Source organism: Candidatus Amarolinea aalborgensis (assembly GCF_900491745.1).
Lineage (GTDB): Bacteria > Chloroflexota > Anaerolineae > SSC4 > Amarolineaceae > Amarolinea > Amarolinea aalborgensis.
Genome location: NZ_UETR01000057.1, coordinates 1 through 18,459 on the forward strand (window position 1 = coordinate 1; position 18,459 = coordinate 18,459).

Annotated in this window: 7 protein-coding genes; 5 read left to right on the forward strand and 2 right to left on the reverse strand. The window is 64.3% G+C overall.

Annotated features, from left to right (window positions below):
- Nucleotides 1-175: 175 nt before the first annotated feature.
- Nucleotides 176-964 carry a hypothetical protein gene (locus ACPQ6D_RS22870; RefSeq protein WP_423226671.1) on the forward strand — a complete coding sequence of 263 codons (789 nt, stop codon included), beginning with the start codon at nucleotides 176-178 and terminating at the stop codon, nucleotides 962-964.
- Between the two features lie 132 nt (nucleotides 965-1,096).
- On the opposite strand, the gene ACPQ6D_RS22875 is transcribed toward ACPQ6D_RS22870, so the two are convergent.
- Nucleotides 1,097-1,711 (reverse strand): glycerol-3-phosphate acyltransferase, encoded by a 615-nt coding sequence (locus ACPQ6D_RS22875; protein WP_423226672.1) that lies wholly within the window; start codon nucleotides 1,709-1,711, stop codon nucleotides 1,097-1,099.
- Between the two features lie 388 nt (nucleotides 1,712-2,099).
- Between ACPQ6D_RS22875 and ACPQ6D_RS22880 the strand changes: the two genes are divergently transcribed.
- The 4 genes from ACPQ6D_RS22880 (at nucleotide 2,100) to ACPQ6D_RS22895 (ending at nucleotide 17,155) form a co-directional block, all read left to right on the forward strand.
- The gene (locus ACPQ6D_RS22880; RefSeq protein ID WP_423226673.1) at nucleotides 2,100-6,419 is read left to right on the forward strand and encodes a choice-of-anchor J domain-containing protein; all 4,320 of its coding nucleotides are present in this window, start codon (nucleotides 2,100-2,102) and stop codon (nucleotides 6,417-6,419) included.
- A gap of 582 nt (nucleotides 6,420-7,001) precedes the next feature.
- Nucleotides 7,002-8,792 (forward strand): CHRD domain-containing protein, encoded by a 1,791-nt coding sequence (locus tag ACPQ6D_RS22885; RefSeq protein WP_423226674.1) that lies wholly within the window; start codon nucleotides 7,002-7,004, stop codon nucleotides 8,790-8,792.
- A gap of 837 nt (nucleotides 8,793-9,629) precedes the next feature.
- On the forward strand, nucleotides 9,630-9,788 hold the full coding sequence (locus tag ACPQ6D_RS22890) for a hypothetical protein (protein WP_423226675.1): 159 nt from the start codon (nucleotides 9,630-9,632) through the stop codon (nucleotides 9,786-9,788).
- A gap of 392 nt (nucleotides 9,789-10,180) precedes the next feature.
- Complete coding sequence (locus tag ACPQ6D_RS22895) at nucleotides 10,181-17,155, forward strand: choice-of-anchor J domain-containing protein (protein ID WP_423226676.1); 6,975 nt, start codon at nucleotides 10,181-10,183, stop codon at nucleotides 17,153-17,155.
- A 531-nt stretch (nucleotides 17,156-17,686) separates the two neighbouring features.
- On the opposite strand, the gene ACPQ6D_RS22900 is transcribed toward ACPQ6D_RS22895, so the two are convergent.
- Nucleotides 17,687-18,459, reverse strand: a 773-nt coding sequence (locus ACPQ6D_RS22900; RefSeq protein ID WP_423226677.1) for a transposase, incomplete at its 5' end; no start/stop codon positions are given.

The following is an 18,459-nucleotide window of genomic DNA, read 5'->3' on the forward strand; positions in this document are numbered from 1 at the left end:
GAATTTGAAATGCACCCGTCGGGCGACGCTGTGTGGCGCGCATTGGGTTTCTGACCACAGAGATCACAAAGCGCGCAGAGAAATCTCTTTTTTCTTGTGAGCGCCTCATGGGGTATAATGACAGGGTGAAGAAGGGGGGCAAGCCGCGCACGATCCCCCTGTGGAGCACAACAGCATGGGCACGATAGGGCACGAAACAGATTCAGCCGCTCTGCAGCGGGTACTGCAGCAGGTGGCGCACTTCTACGAAGCAGAGGTTGATTGGGAAACCCATATCGAACGTCGCTTTGTCGAAGGGTTTTTACAGGCGCTGGCAGATCAAGGCGCGGACGCGGAAACCTATGAGGCAGCCTGGGAAACCATCCGTTTCCTGGTGTGGTACCTCGACCACCTGGGGCCAGAAATCAGCAGCCTGGAAACGCTGCGCGCGTATCATTTCAGCGAGTTGGTCACTGATTTTACCGACCGCAAAGTGCTGGGACGCATCGGCATGACCGAACGGTTGGCCATGGCGACCACGGTGCGCGATTTTTTCGCCTATCTGACCACCGCCGGCGGGCTGAGTCAGGCGCAGGGCGCCATGCTGGCGCAGGCCTATCAGACGATGAGCGTGACGCCGGGCCAGATTACGCGCATCGAGCGGCCTGAGCCTCTCGGCGGCGAAACCTTTTCCGCGACGGTCAACCGCGGCCAGGAGATTATCTACACCTACAACGACTACTGGCTCACCCTGGTTTGTCTGCGTGACTTCGGCGGGCACTGGGATGCCATGAAGGCCGCCGTCCATGCGCTGCCCGACGCGGCCGCCAAGCTGCGCCTGATGGAGCGCCTGCTCAGCCTGGAGCAGCAACGCGTGGAAGGGCTGCGCAATTTGCTCGGCCTGCGGCAGCCTGCGCCGGCTGAGCTTCAGCGCGCACGGCGTTTCTTCCGCACCGGTCACGTCAACCTGGCGCGCGCCTGGTAGCTTCGTCGCCGCCAGCCAATGTCCTCAGCGCCGCCGCGCCATCGTAGGTTCCGCTCGCGCGCGGCTGCCCATGCCAGCGTTTCTGCACCAAGCCATGTTCACGCCACAGTCCGGGCGCGGCCCCGGGACCAATTACCAGCGCGTCACCCGACGTTCTGTTCCGGCCAGCAGGCGCTGGATGTTGGGGCGCAGCGCCCACACGCAGGCCAGCGAGGTGAGAAAGCCGTAGACCAGGTGCTCCCAATGGGCCACGGCGGGAAAGGCGAGCAGAATGACGGTCAGCGCAGCCAGCCCACCGACCGACGCGGTCAGGGTGGCGACGGACGCGTAACGCGAAAGGTAGAAAACGATGGCCGCGATCACCACCATGGGCACGCCCACATACGCATTGAGCGCAATCAGCCCCGCGGCCGTAGACATGCCGCCGGCGCCGCCGCGAAACTTGAGGAAAACCGACCAGTTGTGGCCGATGATCGCGGCCGCGCCGGCCAGCGCCGCGCCCAGTTCACCCGTCAACAGGATGTGGCGCGCAAGCGCAATCGCCGCCGCCGCCTTCAGCGCATCGCCCAGCACCGTCAACGCGGCCGGGCCAAAGCCCAGCGCGCGCAGCACGTTGGTGCCGCCCGTGCGGCCGCTGCCGTGCTGCAAAATGTTGACCCCGTGCGCGCGTCCAATCAGATAGCCGATCGGTATGGAACCGATCAGGTATGCGATCGCCACGGCAAAAACCACTTTGTGCCACTCCATCGTTGCTGTGCCTCCAACCTCATTGTCTTGCGCTGGCTCGGACCCGAGGGGCCGTCAGCAAGAGAAAGAACACAACCACCCCCGCTTGGATACGACGAGTTTACGGCGCGCGTGGCCAGGGCGAGGCTCAACGTCAAGGGTCGCCTCTCTATTTGGATTGGGTATCTAGATTACGTTTGATTTGACAAGAGCGCCGCTTGACGGTACAATCGCCCGCACGTTCGTTTACTCCACCGGCCCCCACTCTGTCTGTGTTGAATCAACTGTTGAGGACGACGTCAAACGCAAACCCAGCGTCCCACCGCGTGCAGTCGTGGCTTGCTTTGGCGTCCGTTCCCTGGGTTGGTTCATCACCTGTTCCGCTGCTCGTTTCGCAAGGAGGTTACTCATGGTTCGATCGTCCCTATTGCGTCTGTTACTCGTAGCGAGCCTGGTTCTGCTGATGATTGCCTCCAGCAGCCTGGCCCTCGCCCAACCTGTTGGCCAACCAAGCGGCCAACCCGTCACCCACGCGGCCGCCGCGCCCGCTTTCGACGCGGCCAACCCACCCCAAATTGTCGAGCTGATCCCATCTGACGAGGTAAAGGGCCAAGATGCGCCAGGCGGCGTTCCTTCCGCGCCTATCCCAAATGCGCCCTACGGCATGGCCATGTTCAGCGAGACCGAGACTAACAACACTGCGGCCACGGCCAACGCCCTGCCCAGCACGTCGCTGGTCGCCGTCGGCAACATCTTCCCCGGCGCCGACGTGGACTACTTCTCTTTCACCGGCAACGCCGGCGACCGGGTCTACGCGGCTCTCATGACCAGTTTCTCGGCCAACGCCAGCAGCGACAGCCAGCTGCGCCTGATTGCCAGCGATGGCACGACCGAGATCGAGTTCGACGACGATGACGGCAGCTTCGGCACCCTGTCATCGAGCATCGCCGGCGCGACGTTGCCTTCGGCCGGCACCTACTACCTGCGCGTCAACCACTTCACCGCGGCCACCGGTCAACTGCGACCGTACTATCTCTACCTGCGGGTACAGAGCGGCTCGCCCACGCCTGAGACCGAGTCCAACGACACGCCCGCCACCGCCAATGCACTCCCTGCGAACGGTTGGGTCAGCGGGACGCGCAACCCGGCCGCGGCCACCGAGCAGGACTGGTTCAGCTTTACCGCCAACGCCGGCGACACCGTGTACCTGGGCCTGGACCTGGACCCAGAGCGAGACGCAGTCCAGTGGGACGGACGTCTCGGCATTGCCCTGTTTGGCGACGCCGGCAACCAGATCCTGGTCGTGAACGACACCAGCGCCGGCAGCGCGACCAACCCGCTCTCCGAAGCTTTGTTCATGACGGTCAAGACGGCAGGCACGTATTACGCCTTCGTGGACTCGGCCAGCGCCGCGGTGGGCGGGCCGACGGCTACCTACAACCTGAGCGTGACGATCTACCCGGCCGTCACTGAGGGCGTCAACTGCACGACGTACACCAGCACGGATCCGCCGCTGCCCATCGGGCCGGCGGCCGGCGCGTTGACCAGCTCCACCATCACCGTGCCCGGCAATCCGCGCATCGCCGACCTGGATGTCTCGATCCAGCTCAATCACGCGCTGATGGCGGACATCGACGCGCATCTGCGTTCCCCGGCTGGCAACGACAACGGCATTTTCACCGACATCGGCGCCACCGCTGTGGGCGGCCAGACCCAGATGGATATCACCTGGGACGATGAAGCCGCCATCCCGCCCGCTTATACCGTGGTCAAGGGCATGATCCTCAAACCAGAGCTGGCCTATCGCCTGAGCTGGTTCGACGGCGAGAACGCCGGCGGCGTGTGGACCCTTGACCTGCGCGACGATGCCAACGCTGCCAGCGGCGGCACCCTGACCGGTTGGAGCATCACGGTCTGCGAGCCGGTGCCGCCGCCGGTTTGCCCGGCCGGCTATCAGCAGGTCACGGTGTACAGCAGCGACTTCGAGGCCGACGACGGCGGCTTCACCCATTCCGGCGTCCAGGACGAATGGCAGCGCGGCTTGCCGACGTTCGCGCCCATCACCTCCTGCAACAGCGGCAGCAACTGCTGGAAGACCGACCTGGCCAACACCTACAACGCCAGCAGCAATCAGGACCTGCTGTCGCCGGCCATCAACCTGGCCGGCCTCAGCGGCCCGGTCATCCTGCATTGGGCGCAGAAGTACCAGATAGAAAACGCCACCTTCGACGGCGCTTACGTCCAGGTGCAGCAGGTCGGCGGCGCCAACCCGACCCGGCTGTGGACGTGGCTGGATGCCACCATGACCGACACCGTCGGCAACCCTGCCACGACGCTCAACGCAAGCGCCGGCTGGGGCGAGCGCTCGGTGGATATCAGCAGCTACGCCGGTCAAAACATCGAGGCCCTCTTCCACCTCGACAGTGACTCGACGGTCAACTTTGCGGGCCTGGCCATTGATGACGTGAGCGTCACGGCGTGCCAGCAGCTGCCCACGGCCACGCCGACGGATACCCCGACCAACACGCCGGTTCCGCCCACGGCCACGCCAACCGACACCCCGACCAACACCCCGGTGCCGCCGACGGCCACGCCGACGGACACCCCGACCAACACGCCGGTTCCGCCGACGGCCACGCCGACCAACACCCCGACCAATACGCCGGTCCCGCCCACGGCGACACCAACGGCCACCAATACGCCAGTCGCCGGCGCTTGCGGATCGGTCACGATCAACCCGAACACTGCGATTCCGGACAACAACGCGGCTGGCATCTGCTTCCCCATCGTGGTCACCGATGTGGGCACCATCACCAACATCACCGTCTCCACCGCGGTCACGCACACCTGGATTGGCGACCTGGTCTTCCGGTTGGTGGCCCCGGGCGGCTCGCCGTTCCTGGCGATGCTCAATCGCCCAGGCGGCACCGGCACGGGCGTGGGTGATTCGTCCAACATGTCCGCGCTGTTCCCGCTGCTCTTCACCGACGCCAGCGGCGATCCCGCCGAAAGCATGGGCAACACCCTCGGCACGAACGGGGTGGTCTGCCAGGACGACGGCCGCTGCTCCTACAGCCCCAGCCCCGACGGCTTCTCCGGCTCGTTGGCCAACTTCGCCGGCTTCGCTGGCCTGGCCAGCAACGGCACCTGGCAGTTCTGCGCGTCGGACAACGCCGCCCTGGACACCGGCACCGTCGCTTCGGTCACCCTCAACCTGACCTGCGGCGCGCCGCCCACGGCGACCCCGACCAACACGCCGGTTCCGCCCACCGCCACGCCGACCGACACGCCGGTTCCGCCCACCGCCACGCCAACGGACACCCCCGTGCCGCCCACGGCCACCCCGACCCCAACGGCGACGCCGGTGGCCCCACCCAACATTGACGTCAGCCCGCTGAGCCTCTCCGCGATGCAGGCGCCTAACACCACGACGCAGCAGACGCTGACCATCTCCAACACCGGCGGCGCGCTGCTCAACTGGACCATCGCCGAAGAACCGGCGTCGGTCAACCAGGGGGCAGCCCTCAAGCCGCAGGCGGCGACCAGCGCGCGGCGTGCGCCGGCGGCTGGCGACACCAGCAGCCGCAGCGGGTCCACCGACGCCACGGCCCCGATCGTGTACGACTCGCCGGCCAGCTTCAGCGAAGGCTTCACCGACATCACCCTGCTGCCGGGGATGGGCTGGTTCCTGCAGAACAACTCACAGCCCATTGGCCTCACTGGCTGGTTCCAGGGCAACACCACCGTGTTCAGCGCCCAGGCCGGTGCGGCTACCTCCTACATCGGCGCCAACTTCAATAACGGCGCGGGTCTGGCCACCATCAGCAACTGGCTGCTGACGCCGGTGTTGAGCCTGAGCAATGGCGACACCTTCTCCTTCTGGACGCGGACCGTCGACATCCCGGCGTTCCCGGATCGGCTGCAGCTGCGGTTGAGCACGGCTGGCGCCAGCACCAACGTGGGTACGTTGGCGACTGAGGTGGGCGACTTCACGACGCTGCTGCTGGATATCAACCCAACCCTGACGGTTACCGGCTACCCCAGCACGTGGACGCAGTACACGGTGACGCTGAGCGGTTTGTCGGGGAGTCCAACCGGGCGCTTCGCCTTCCGCTACTTCGTGACCAACGGTGGGCCGAGCGGCGCCAACTCGGACTACATCGGCATTGACACCGTCGAATACGTCAGCGCGGCGCCGACGGCCACCCCGACGAACACGCCCGTGCCGCCCACGGCGACGCCGACGAACACCCCAGTCCCGCCCACGGCCACCCCAACGGCGACGAACACGCCGGTTCCGCCCACCGCCACCCCGACCGCCACGCCCGGCCCCTGCCAGGCGCCGTCGGACGTGCCGTGGCTGAGCCTCAGCTTGTACGCTGGCGCGACGGCTGGCGGCGGCAGCACCCCAGTGACGGTCACCTTCGACTCGACCGGTCTGGCGGTTGGCACCTACAACGCCCGCCTGTGCATTGACAGCAACGATCCAGACGCTGGTCCTGGCAACGGCACCACGCGCGTGATCGTGCCGGTGACATTGCTGGTGGTGCAGCCGACGGCCACGCCGACGCCGACGCCCACCCCGGGTTCGCCGACTGGCGTGCAGTTGAGCGGCCTGGACAGCGGTTCCGCCGCCCCGGCGCCCCTCAACGCCTGGCTGTTCGTGGCCCTGGCCCTGGCAACGCTGACCGGCGCCGCAGCTCTCCTGCGCCGCCGCAGCATGCGCTAAACCGTTCGCGGCCCCCGCCGCCGCTTAGAAGTAAAGAACGAGATAGACCGTCATGGTCTATCTCGTTCCTTTTTCTGTGCAAGAAGCCCCCTCGCAGGGCTACGGCCAGACAGCAGGCTCAGAGTCACGCAGCGCCCTCACAGGCTGACATGCCGATGTCCACGATCCCCTGCGAGGGTTGGTCGTGCCGAGAAGCCAACCTTGCGAAGGCTCACCGCACACGAATCCACTGGCGCAGCGGGCGATCTCGGCCCGTCCGCTGCGCTCCGGTGCAGCCAGCCTTCGCAAGGGGACAGCGTCGCGGCCGAGCGTGTTAGTAATCAATCTTACCGATTGAGGCAGACGAAAAACCGGATATTTGACAAACTGCGCCTTCGATGGTAATATCGCTTCACTGTTAGCGACAAACCATCAGCTTCGTAGCACCTCTCAACACAGAAATAGGTTTCGTTCGCAGTTCCGTCAACCAGGGCCAGATTCCCGTCAGCCGCCTGCTAAACGTTGAGATCCCCATGGGACCTCGTTTGCGGGGCTGCACGGTTCAGTTCTAGCCCCGTTTTCTCAAGGAGGAAGAGCATACTTATGTCCACATCGCGTTCTTTCCGCATTCTTGCCGTTCTCGGCCTGGTCTTCGCGGTCGTTTTCTTGACCGGCGCGGCCCTGGCCGCCGGCGATCAAGCCGCCGGCGCGCGTTTCACGCAGCCTGAGAGCTGTGTGATCTACCGCATCACCCTGGACGGTTCCCAGGAAGTTCCGCCTAACACCAGCCCTGCCACCGGCAGCGGCACCATCCAGGTGGACCCCGATACCCACACCTTGTCGTACAACATCACCTTCAGTGGGTTGACCAGCACCGAGACGGCCGCGCACATTCACGGCCCGGCCCCTCGCGGCAGCAATGCGGGCGTCCTTTTCCCCCTGCCGTTGGGCAATCCCAAGGTCGGTTCGGTGACTTTCACCGACGCCCAGGCTGTTTGGATTTCTGGCGGCCAGACCTACATCAACATCCACAGCACGAACTTCCCTGGCGGCGAAATTCGCGGCCAGATTGACGGCCCGATTGCGCCGTGCGCGACGGCGACGCCAACCCCTACGAATACGCCGACCAACACCCCCACCAATACCCCAACCAACACGCCGACCTTCACGCCCACCAACACCCCGACCAATACGCCCACCCCCACGAATACGCCGACCAACACGCCGACCAATACCCCGACCAACACGCCCACCAATACCCCCACCAACACGCCGACCAATACCCCGACCAATACGCCGACGAATACCCCCACCAATACGCCGACCAACACGCCGACCAACACGCCGACGATCACGCCGACGGCCACTCCAACGCCGCGCACCGCTGACCTCGACATCCAGAAGATTGCCAACATCTCCTCGATCGTGCCGGGCGGTTCGGTCAACTACATCCTGACCGTGACCAACTTCGGGCCGAACACCGCGCTGGGCTTTGTGGTGACAGACATGCTGCCGCCAGGTACAGAGGTGCTGTTCATCCACCCGGACGCGCCGACCTGCACTGTGACCAACAACGTCGTTACGTGCACCTTCGGCGCCCTGGCAGGCGGCGAGCAGCAAATCATCAAGATCGTCACCCGCTACGCGGGCGCCTCGTGTGATCCGATTGTCAACACCGCTTCGGTCGCATTGACGCCTGGCCAGCCCGTGGTGGATCCGAACCCGAGCAACAACACCAGCACTGCCACCGTGAACGTGATCTGCACGCCCACGCCGACGCCGACCTTCACGCCGACCAACACCCCGACGGCGACGCCGACCAACACCCCGACCAACACACCCACGCCGACGAACACACCGACCGCGACCCCAACGCCGCTGCCGGTTTCCGATCTGTCCGTGGTCAAGGAAGGTCCGGCCACGTCGCTGATGTCGAATCCGATCAATTACACGATCGTGGTGACGAACAACGGCCCGCAAGACGCGCCCAACGTGCGCATGATTGACTCGCTGCCTGAAGGCGCCACGCTGGTCTCTGTCGTCCCCGGCGCGCCCACCTGCACGGTCGCCAATGGCCAGATCACCTGCAACCTGGGCACGGTCCCGGCGTTCGGCAGCGTGACCATTCACGTGCAGATCATGGCGCCGCCTGTCTGCCCCAACACCATCATCAACCATGCCACGGTGCTCGGCTCAGGGGTTGATCCCGATCCGCAGAACAATGTGAGCAAGGTGACGACGGTCATCGAATGCGGCGGCCCGACCAACGTGACGCTCAGCAGCCTGGACGGCGGTTCCACGCCCGGCCCGGTGAGCGCCTTGCCGATCGTGGCCCTGGCCCTGGCGACGCTTGCCGCCGCCACGGTGATCCTGCGCCGCCGTACGGCTCGCTAAACCGATCGCGGCCTCCCGCCGCCCCTTCGTAGTAAAGAACGAGATAGACCGTCATGGTCTATCTCGTTCCTTTTTCTGCGCAAGAAGCCCCCTCGCAGGGCTGCGGCCAGACAGCAGGCTCAGAGTCACGCAGCGCCCTCACAGGCGGACGAGCTGATGTCCACGATCCCCTGCGAGGGTTGGTCGTGCCGAGAAGCCAACCTTGCGAAGGCTCGCCGCATACGAATCCACTGGCGCAGCGGGCGATGTCGGCCTGTCCGCTGCGCTCCGCTGCAGCCAGCCTTCGCAAGGGGATCGCAAGGCGCCAACCTTGCGAAGGCTCGCCGCATACGAATCCCCTGGCGCGGAGGGCGATGTCGGCCTGTCCGCTGCGCTCCGGTGCAGACAGCCTTCGCAAGGGGATCGCAAGAAGCCCTTCCGAAGGCTCGCCGCATACGAATCCACTGGCGCAGCGGGCGATGTCGGCCCGTCCGATGCGCTCCGTCAGCCAGCCTTCGCAAGGGGATCGCAAGGCCCAACCTTGCGAAGGCTCGCCGCATACGAATCCACTCGCGCGGAGGGCGATGTCGGCCTGTCCGCTGCGCTCCGTTGGCAGACAGCCTTCGCAAGGGGGATCGCAGAGGCCAACCTTCCGAAGGCTCGCCGCATACGAATCCTGGCGCAGCGGGCGATGTCGGCCCGTCCGATGCGCCCGCTGCAGCCAGCCTTCGCGGGATCGCAAGGCCCAACCCGCGAAGCTCGCCGCATACGAATCCACTGGCGCAGCGGCGATGTCGGCCTGTCCGATGCGCTCCGCTGCAGCCAGCCTTCGCAAGGGGATCGCAAGGACGCTCAACCTTGCGAAGGCTCGCCGCATACGAATCCACTGGCGCAGCGGGCGATGTCGGCTCGTCCAATGCGCTCCGCTGCAGCCAGCCTTCGCAAGGGGATCGCAAGGCGCCAACCTTGCATCGGCTGCACATGCACCCCGGCGAGGGTTGGGTGCAAGAGCAGTAGTTCCAAATGTGGCCTGGTTTTTGACCATAGAGATCACAAAGATGCTGCCAATGTGCGCCTGATCTTGCCGTTTCTGTGTGTTCACCCACCCCCCGCATGTGTTCTGTGTGTTCTCTGTGGTTGAATGTGCGCTGCGTTTGGAATTCTTGCGCCCACTTCACAGACTTTGACAGCCGGAAGAACCCATGCTAGAATCGGCTTGGTTATCTATCCGCTCCCAGTTTACCTGCACCACTCATCTTTCTTGTCTCACACCTCAGCTTGGCTTTGGCTGGTCATGGGGCATGCGGCCAAAGCGCAGCGTCGCTACGCGAGCACGAATCCCCCTCAGGCGCGCCACCTGCGCCTGAAAATCATGCCCTGGTGAAACATCCGCCGTAGGAGAATCTTGTATGTCATCATCTCGCACCGTTACCCGTCTGTTTAGCGTGGCCTTGATCGCCATGCTGCTCCTGACCTCGCTTTCCTTTTCAGCGCAGGCGCAGGATGGCCCGGTCTCGCAGCCCGCGGAGAAGGGCCAGAAAGCTGATTGCGCTCCCCTCGATGGGGCCGAGCAGCAGGAGTTCGACAGCCTGACGGCCATGAAGGCCGCCGAAACCCTGGCCGGGGCCAACCTGGCGCGCTACGATGCGCTGGCGCAGCAGATCAACTGCTACCACGCGCAGTTGGCAGCGCCGGTGCAGCCCGTTGGCCCGGTGGGCGCACGACGCGTAGCCCCCACCGTCACCAAGACCGTCGGCACGACCGGCGCGGACTACGCCACCCTGGCCGCGGCTTTCACCGATATCAACAACGGCGTACTGACCGGCTCAGTTCAGCTGAACGTCATTGACAACACGACTGAACCGGCCGCCGGCGCGATCCTCAACGCCAGCGGCGTCGGCAGCGCCTCCTACACCGCCGTGCTGATCCAGCCCTTGGGCGGCGCGTGGACGATCAGCGGCGCCGCGACAGCGGGCCTGCCCTTGATTGACCTCAACGGCGCGGACAACGTGACCATTGACGGCCTGAACACCGGCGGGAACAGCCTGACCATCGCCAACACGACGGTCTCGGCCACGTCGGGCACCAGCACGATTCGATTCCAAACTGATGCGTCTAGCAACACGCTAACGAATCTCTCTGTTCTCGGTTCCGCAACTATGGCTGCCGGCACCAACGGCGGCAACATCTGGTTTGGATCTGCGGCGATCACCACGGGCAACGATAACAACGTGGTTTCGAACAGCAACATTGGACCGACTGGAGCGAACCTTCCGACGAAAGGCATCTACTTCAGCGGAACGTCCAACACGGACCCCGGCACGGCCAATAGCGGAATCCTGATCAACAACAACAACATCTACGACTACTTCAGTGCAACTGTCTCCAGCGCTGGTATCGATTTGAACAGCGGAAGCACGAACCTGAGCATCACGAACAATCGGTTCTACCAAACGGCGTCGCGGACGATGACGACGACCAGCCTGACCCACTCGGGTATCAGAATCAGTAATACATCCGGCAACAATTACCAGATCACTGGCAATACGATCGGCTTTGCCAACAGTGCTGGCACGGGGACATACACACTGGTCTTTCCAGCTTCCACGAGCGGCGGCTTCATTCCCATCAACCTGAGCGTGGGTACGACGGTCGCCACCAGCGTACAAGGCAACACGATCGCCGGCATCGCTATGTCGGGCTCTGCCAGCGGCACAAGTTCTTCAGCGCCATTTAGAGGAATCTACGTCGGCAGCGGCGTGACGACCATAGGCGACGTGACGGGCAACACCATTGGCAGCCAGTCCGCGACGGGCAGCATCAGCTACACATCAAGCTCAGCCTCAGCTAGCGACGTGATGGGCATGTTCAACTTTGGCTCAAGCGCCTGGACGGTATCTAACAACACCATTGGCGGTATCACGGCTGCTAACTCCAGCACGGGTGCGGCTAATGTTTATGGAATACGGTTGAATACCTCGTCCTCAGTAGTAACCACCATTTCGAATAATCTGGTCGGCGGGACGGTCGCAAATTCCCTCCAGAGCACGGCAGCGGCGGCGACCACCGGCACTCAAGTCGCCGGAATTTTCGTTTCCACCTCTATCGCCACCTTGACTTCAAATACCATCCGTAATTTGACCGCGCCGGGCGGAACAGGCACGACCACAGCAGCTTCGGTTGCCGGTATTGTCTTTGTCAGTACAACTCCGGTTAATACGGCAAGTCAAAATACGATTTTCAATCTCTCCAACACGAATACGACGCTGGCGACTATCGTCACAGGCATTCAGTTCACCGGCGGAACCGGAAACGTGGTGGAAAGGAACTCTATTCATAGTCTGACTTCCGCGACGAACAATTCAACTGCCGAGGTCAATGGTATTCGCGTGGCGGGCGGAACCACCACCTACCGCAACAACATGATCGCGCTCGGCGCGGGCATTGCCAATGCGCTGGGCGGGGCGGCAACCAACAGCTCGACCACCGGCATCGTGGGCATCAACGAAGCCCTGGGCACTGATCAGTTTTTCCACAACAGCGTGTACATCGGCGGCACGGCGACCGCCGGCGCTGGCAGTTCCTTTGCCTTCAACGGAACCCAGACGGTCAACACGCGCTCGTTCCGGGATAACATCTTCTTCAACGCCCGCGCCAACAGCGGCGCCACCGGCAAACACTATGCCGTCAAGGTCAACGGCACAGCGCCCAACCCGACCGGGTTGACCATCAACAACAACGTCTACTACGCCAACGGCAGCGGGGCGGTTTTTGGCTTCTTCAATTCGCTGGATGTCCCCAATCTGGCCGCCTGGAGAACAGCCGTGGGCCAGGATGCAGGCAGCTTCGAAGGGAACCCGCAGTACAACGACCCAACGAACGCCACGCCCGATTTGCATCTGCACCCCACCAACGTGACGGTTGCTGAAGGGAACGGTGTGGATGTCGGCGTTGTCAACGACTACGACGGCCAGACGCGCAGCGCCCTCACCCCGGTGGACATTGGCGCGGACGCCGGCAACTTCAGCGGCATTGACCTCAGCGGGCCAACCATCACCTACACGCCGCTGGGCAACACCATGAGCGTGGCCAATCGCGCTTTTAGCAACGTGACGATCACCGATGCCAGCGGCGTCAACACGACGGCTGGCACCAAGCCGCGCGTCTACTACAAACGCTCCACCGACGGCAATGTCTGGAACGACAACACCTCCGGCACCGACGGCTGGAAGTATGCCGAAGCCAACGGTGCGACCTCGCCCTTCGACTTCACGATTGACTACTCGCGGCTCAACGGCGGCGCGGGCGTCGTGCCAGGTCAGACGGTGCAGTACTTCGTCGTGGCGCAGGACCTGGCCGCCACGCCCAACGTCAGCATCAACAGCGGCGCCTTTGCCGCCGCGCCCAGCAGCGTGGCCTTGACCGCCGCGGCCTTCCCCATCGGCGGCGCGATCAACAGCTACCTGATCTCACTGACGTACTCCGGCGCGTACAGCGTGCCGGGATCGTTCCCGTCGCTGACCAACGCGGGCGGTATGTTCGAGGCCCTGAACGCGGGCGTCTTGACAGGCAACGTGGTGATTAACATCACGGCTGACCTCACCGGCGAAACCGGCGCGGTTGCCTTGAACCAGCTCGCAGAGTCGGTGCTGGAGAGCACCTTCACGGTGACCATCAAGCCGAGCGGCGGGCCGCGCACGATCTCAGGAACCTCGACTGCCAGCGGCCTGATCATCCTGAACGGCGCGGACAAAGTCACGATTGACGGTTCGACCAGCGGCGGCACGGATCAGAGCCTGACGATCACCAACCTCAACACGGCTGGCGTCGTGATCTGGATCCGCAGCGCCAATGCCAGCGATGGCTCGAACAACAACACGGTCAAGAACTGCATCATCAACGGCAGCTCGGGCACCACGACAATTGCCGGCATTCTGAGCAGCGGCGCCACCCTGGGCGGCGACGCGGAGGCGGCCAACTCGAACAACACCATCCAGAACAATGTGATCACCAAGGTGCAGAACGCCGCGTACCTGCGGGGTGGCGCAACGGCCCAAACTTTGGATCAGAACTGGCTGGTGACGCAGAACACCTTCGGCTCGACCGTGGCGGCCGACAAGCTCGGCTTCCGCGGCATGCTGATTGGCAATGCCCAAAACTTCACCGTCAGCCAGAACACCATCAACGGCGTGCTGTCGTCCAGCAGCTCGAGCGCGACCATGAGCGGCATCCAGGTCGCCCTGGTGGTCTCGGGCGGCCTGATCTTGCAAAACAAGATCAGCGACATCAAGCAGATCAACACGGTCGGCTGGGGCAGCAACGGCATCTACCTGAGCGCCAGCACGACCGCGTCGGACGTGACGGTCGCCAACAACTTCGTCTTCGACGTGGCCTCGTACGGCTTCAACGGCGTGACCCAGGGAGACAACGGCTATGGCATCATGGTTCAGAGCGGCGGTGGGTACAAGCTCTACTACAACTCCGTCCGCATGACGACAGACCAGACGTCAACCTCCGGCATCCCGGCGGCGATCAACATCGCCAGCGGCGTCACCACGGCTGGCTCACTGGATATTCGCGACAATATCTTCGCCAACACCCAGACCGTCGGCACCCGCTACGCGATCTACAGCGCGGCGCCTAACACCGTCTTCTCGGCCATCAACTTCAACGACTACTACCCCGGCACGGGGATCCTGGGCTACCTGGGCGCGGCCCAGGCCACGTTGACCGCGTGGCAGACCGCGACCGGCCAGGACGGGAGCTCCATCAGCAGCGACCCGCTCTTCGTCTCGACTACCGATCTGCACATCACCAGCCTCAGCTCGCCGGTGATAGATGTGGGTACGCCGATTGCTGGCATCACCATTGATATTGACGGCCAGACGCGCGACGCGACCACCCCGGAGATCGGCGCGGACGAGTTCGTCTTCGCACCGACGCCGACCCCGACAGCGACCAATACCCCCACCGCGACGCCGACGGATACCCCGACCAACACGCCGGTCCCGCCCACGGCCACGCCAACCGATACCCCGACCAACACGCCGGTCCCACCGACCGCGACGCCGACGAATACGCCGGTGCCGCCCACGGCCACGCCGACCAACACCCCGGTGCCGCCGACCGCGACGCCAACGAATACGCCGGTGCCGCCGACCGCGACGCCAACGAATACGCCGGTGCCGCCCACGGCCACGCCGACCAACACGCCGGTCCCACCGACCGCGACGCCAACCAACACGCCGGTGCCGCCCACGGCCACGCCGACCGATACCCCGACTAACACCCCAGTGCCGCCCACGGCAACCCCGACGGCCACCAATACGCCAGTCGCCGGCGCCTGCGGATCGGTCACGATCAACCCGAACACCGCGATTCCGGACAACAATCCGACCGGCATCTGCTTCCCCATCGTGGTCACGGATGTGGGCACCATCACCAACATCACCGTCTCCACCGCGGTCACGCACACCTGGATTGGCGACCTGATCTTCCGGTTGGTGGCCCCGGGCGGCTCGCCCTTCCTGGCGATGCTCAACCGCCCAGGCGGCACCGGGACGGGCGTGGGTGATTCGTCCGACATGTCCGCCCTGTTCCCACTGCTCTTCACCGACGCCAGCAGCGATCCGGCCGAAAGCATGGGCAACACCATCGGTACGAGCGGGGTGGTCTGCCGCGACGACGGCCGCTGCTCGTACAGCCCCAGCCCAGACGGCTTCTCCGGCTCGCTCGCTAACTTCGCCGGCTTCGCTGGCCTGGCCAGCAACGGCACCTGGCAGTTCTGCGCGTCGGACAACGCCGCCGCGGACACCGGCACCGTCGCTTCGGTCACCCTCAACCTGACCTGCGGCGCGCCGCCCACGGCGACGCCGACCAACACGCCGGTCCCGCCCACGGCGACGCCGACCAACACGCCGGTCCCGCCCACCGCAACGCCGACCGACACGCCGGTCCCGCCCACCGCCACGCCAACCAACACGCCCGTGCCGCCCACGGCCACGCCGACGGCAACGCCGGTGGCCCCGCCCAACATAGACGTCAGCCCGCTGAGCCTCTCCGCGATGCAGGCGCCCAACACCACGACGCAGCAGACGCTGACCATCTCCAACACTGGCGGCGCGCTGCTCAACTGGACCATCGCCGAAGAACCGGCGTCGGTCAACCAGGGCGCGGCTCTCAAGCCGCAGGCGGCGACCAGCGCGCTGCGCAGGCCGGCGGCTGGCGACACCGGCAGCCGCAGCGGGTCCACCGACGCCACGGCCCCGATCGTGTACGACTCGCCGGCGAGCTTCAGCGAAGGCTTCACCGACATCACCCTGCTGCCGGGGATGGGCTGGTTCCTGCAGAACAACTCACAGCCCATTGGCCTCACTGGCTGGTTCCAGGGCAACACCACCGTGTTCAGCGCCCAGGCCGGTGCGGCTACCTCCTACATCGGCGCCAACTTCAATAACGGCGCGAGTGTGGCCACCATCAGCAACTGGCTGCTGACGCCGGTGTTGAGCCTGAGCAATGGCGACACCTTCTCCTTCTGGACGCGGACCGTCGACATCCCAGCGTTCCCGGATCGGCTGCAGCTGCGGTTGAGCACGGCTGGCGCCAGCACCAACGTGGGTACGTTGGCGACTGAGGTGGGCGACTTCACGACGCTGCTGCTGGATATCAACCCAACCCTGACGGTTGCCGGCTACCCCAGCACGTGGACGCAATACACGGTGACGCTGAGCGGCCTGCCGCCGAGCACCACCGGGCGCTTCGCCTTCCGCTACTTCGTGACCAACGGCGGGCCGAGCGGCGCCAACTCGGACTACATCGGCATTGACACCGTCGAATACGTCAGCGCGGCGCCGACGGCCACCCCGACCAACACGCCCGTGCCGCCCACAGCGACGCCGACGAACACGCCGGTTCCGCCCACGGCCACCCCAACCGCGACGAACACGCCGGTTCCGCCCACGGCCACCCCGACCGCTACGCCCGGCCCCTGCCAGGCGCCGTCGGACGTGCCGTGGCTGAGCCTCAGCTTGTACGCTGGCGCGACGGCTGGCGGCGGCAGCACCCCAGTGACGGTCACCTTCGACTCGACTGGTCTGACGCCTGGCACCTACAACGCCCGGCTGTGCGTGGACAGCAACGATCCAGACCCTGGTGCTGGCAACGGCACCACGCGCGTGATCGTGCCGGTGACATTGCTGGTGGTGCAGCCGACGGCCACGCCGACGCCGACGCCCACCCCTGGCTCGCCGACCGGCGTGCAGTTGAGCGGCCTGGACAGTGGTTCCGCCGCCCCGGCGCCCCTCAACGCCTGGCTGTTCGTGGCCCTGGCCCTGGCAACGCTGACCGGCGCCGCAGCTCTCCTGCGCCGCCGCAGCATGCGCTAAACCGCCCGCGGCCCCCCGCCGCCGCTTAGAAGTAAAGAACGAGATAGACCGTCATGGTCTATCTCGTTCCTTTTTCTGTGCAAGAAGCCCCCTCGCAGGGCTACGGCCAGACAGCAGGCTCAGAGTCACGCAGCGCCCTCACAGGCTGATGGGCTGATGTCCACGATCCCCTGCGAGGGTTGGTCGTGCCGAGAAGCCAACCTTGCGAAGGCTCACCGCATACGAATCCACTGGCGCGGTGGACAATGTCGGCCTGCCCGCTGCTCTCCGGTGCAGACAGCCTTCGCAAGGGGATCGCAAGAAGCCAACCTTGCGAAGGCTCGCCGCATACGCCTCCACTGACGCAGCGGGCGATCTCGGCCCGTCCGATGTTCTCCGCTGCAGCCAGCCTTCGCAAGGGGAGCCACCTCGCAGGGCTGCGGCCAGACAACACACTCAGAGTCACGCCGCGCCCTCACACGCTGACATGCTGATGTCCACGATCCCCTGCGAGGGTTGCGGCGTGCCGAGAGCCACCATTTCACAACGGCTTCATTCCAGGTAGTACCGCGCTAATTTTGCCAGCATTACATCGTCCATAGTCGAGTTGACAAAGTGCTGATAATCACCGTTATTCAGGAAAAACCGACCTATGAATTCACGGTCAACCAAAGTGCCAGCGCGTTTGTCAATCCATTCAAGGTAGTTGCTGTATGGCCACTCATCCGGGCTGCTCACCAAGTGTGCCATGACGGGGTTGAGATGGATATAACGGGCCAGGTAAATGATATAGGCATCGCTGTCCACTTCAATGTGCTTGGCCCTTCCTTGAAATAGCGTACCTGTGCGGCCCTGTTGTTGGTTGAACGCCTGAACATACGAGTTAAACAAAGGCTGGATGAACCGAGAAACACTGTCGTCAGCTTCGGAACGTAGTAACAAATGATAGTGGTTCGGCATGAGGCAATAGGCGATTATGCTCACCTGAGACATGGGAAGAAGGTGCTTCATGCGTTTGACGAGGTAGATGTAATTGTCGTCGCTGAGAAAGATCGGTTCACGGTTGCAGCCGCGATTGTAGACGTGGTAGTAGTGCCCAGCAAGGTAAGTCATGATGCAAATCCTCCTTTCAAGCCAACCTTGCGAAGGCTCGCCGCATACGAATCCCCTGGCGTAGCGGGCGATGTCGGCCTGGCCGATGCGCTCTGGTGCAGCCCAGCCTTCGCAAGGGGATCCCGAGATGCCAACCTTGCGAAGGCTCGCCGTACACGAATCCCCTGGCGCAGCGGGCGATGTCGGCCCCGTCCGCTGCGCTCCGCTGCAGC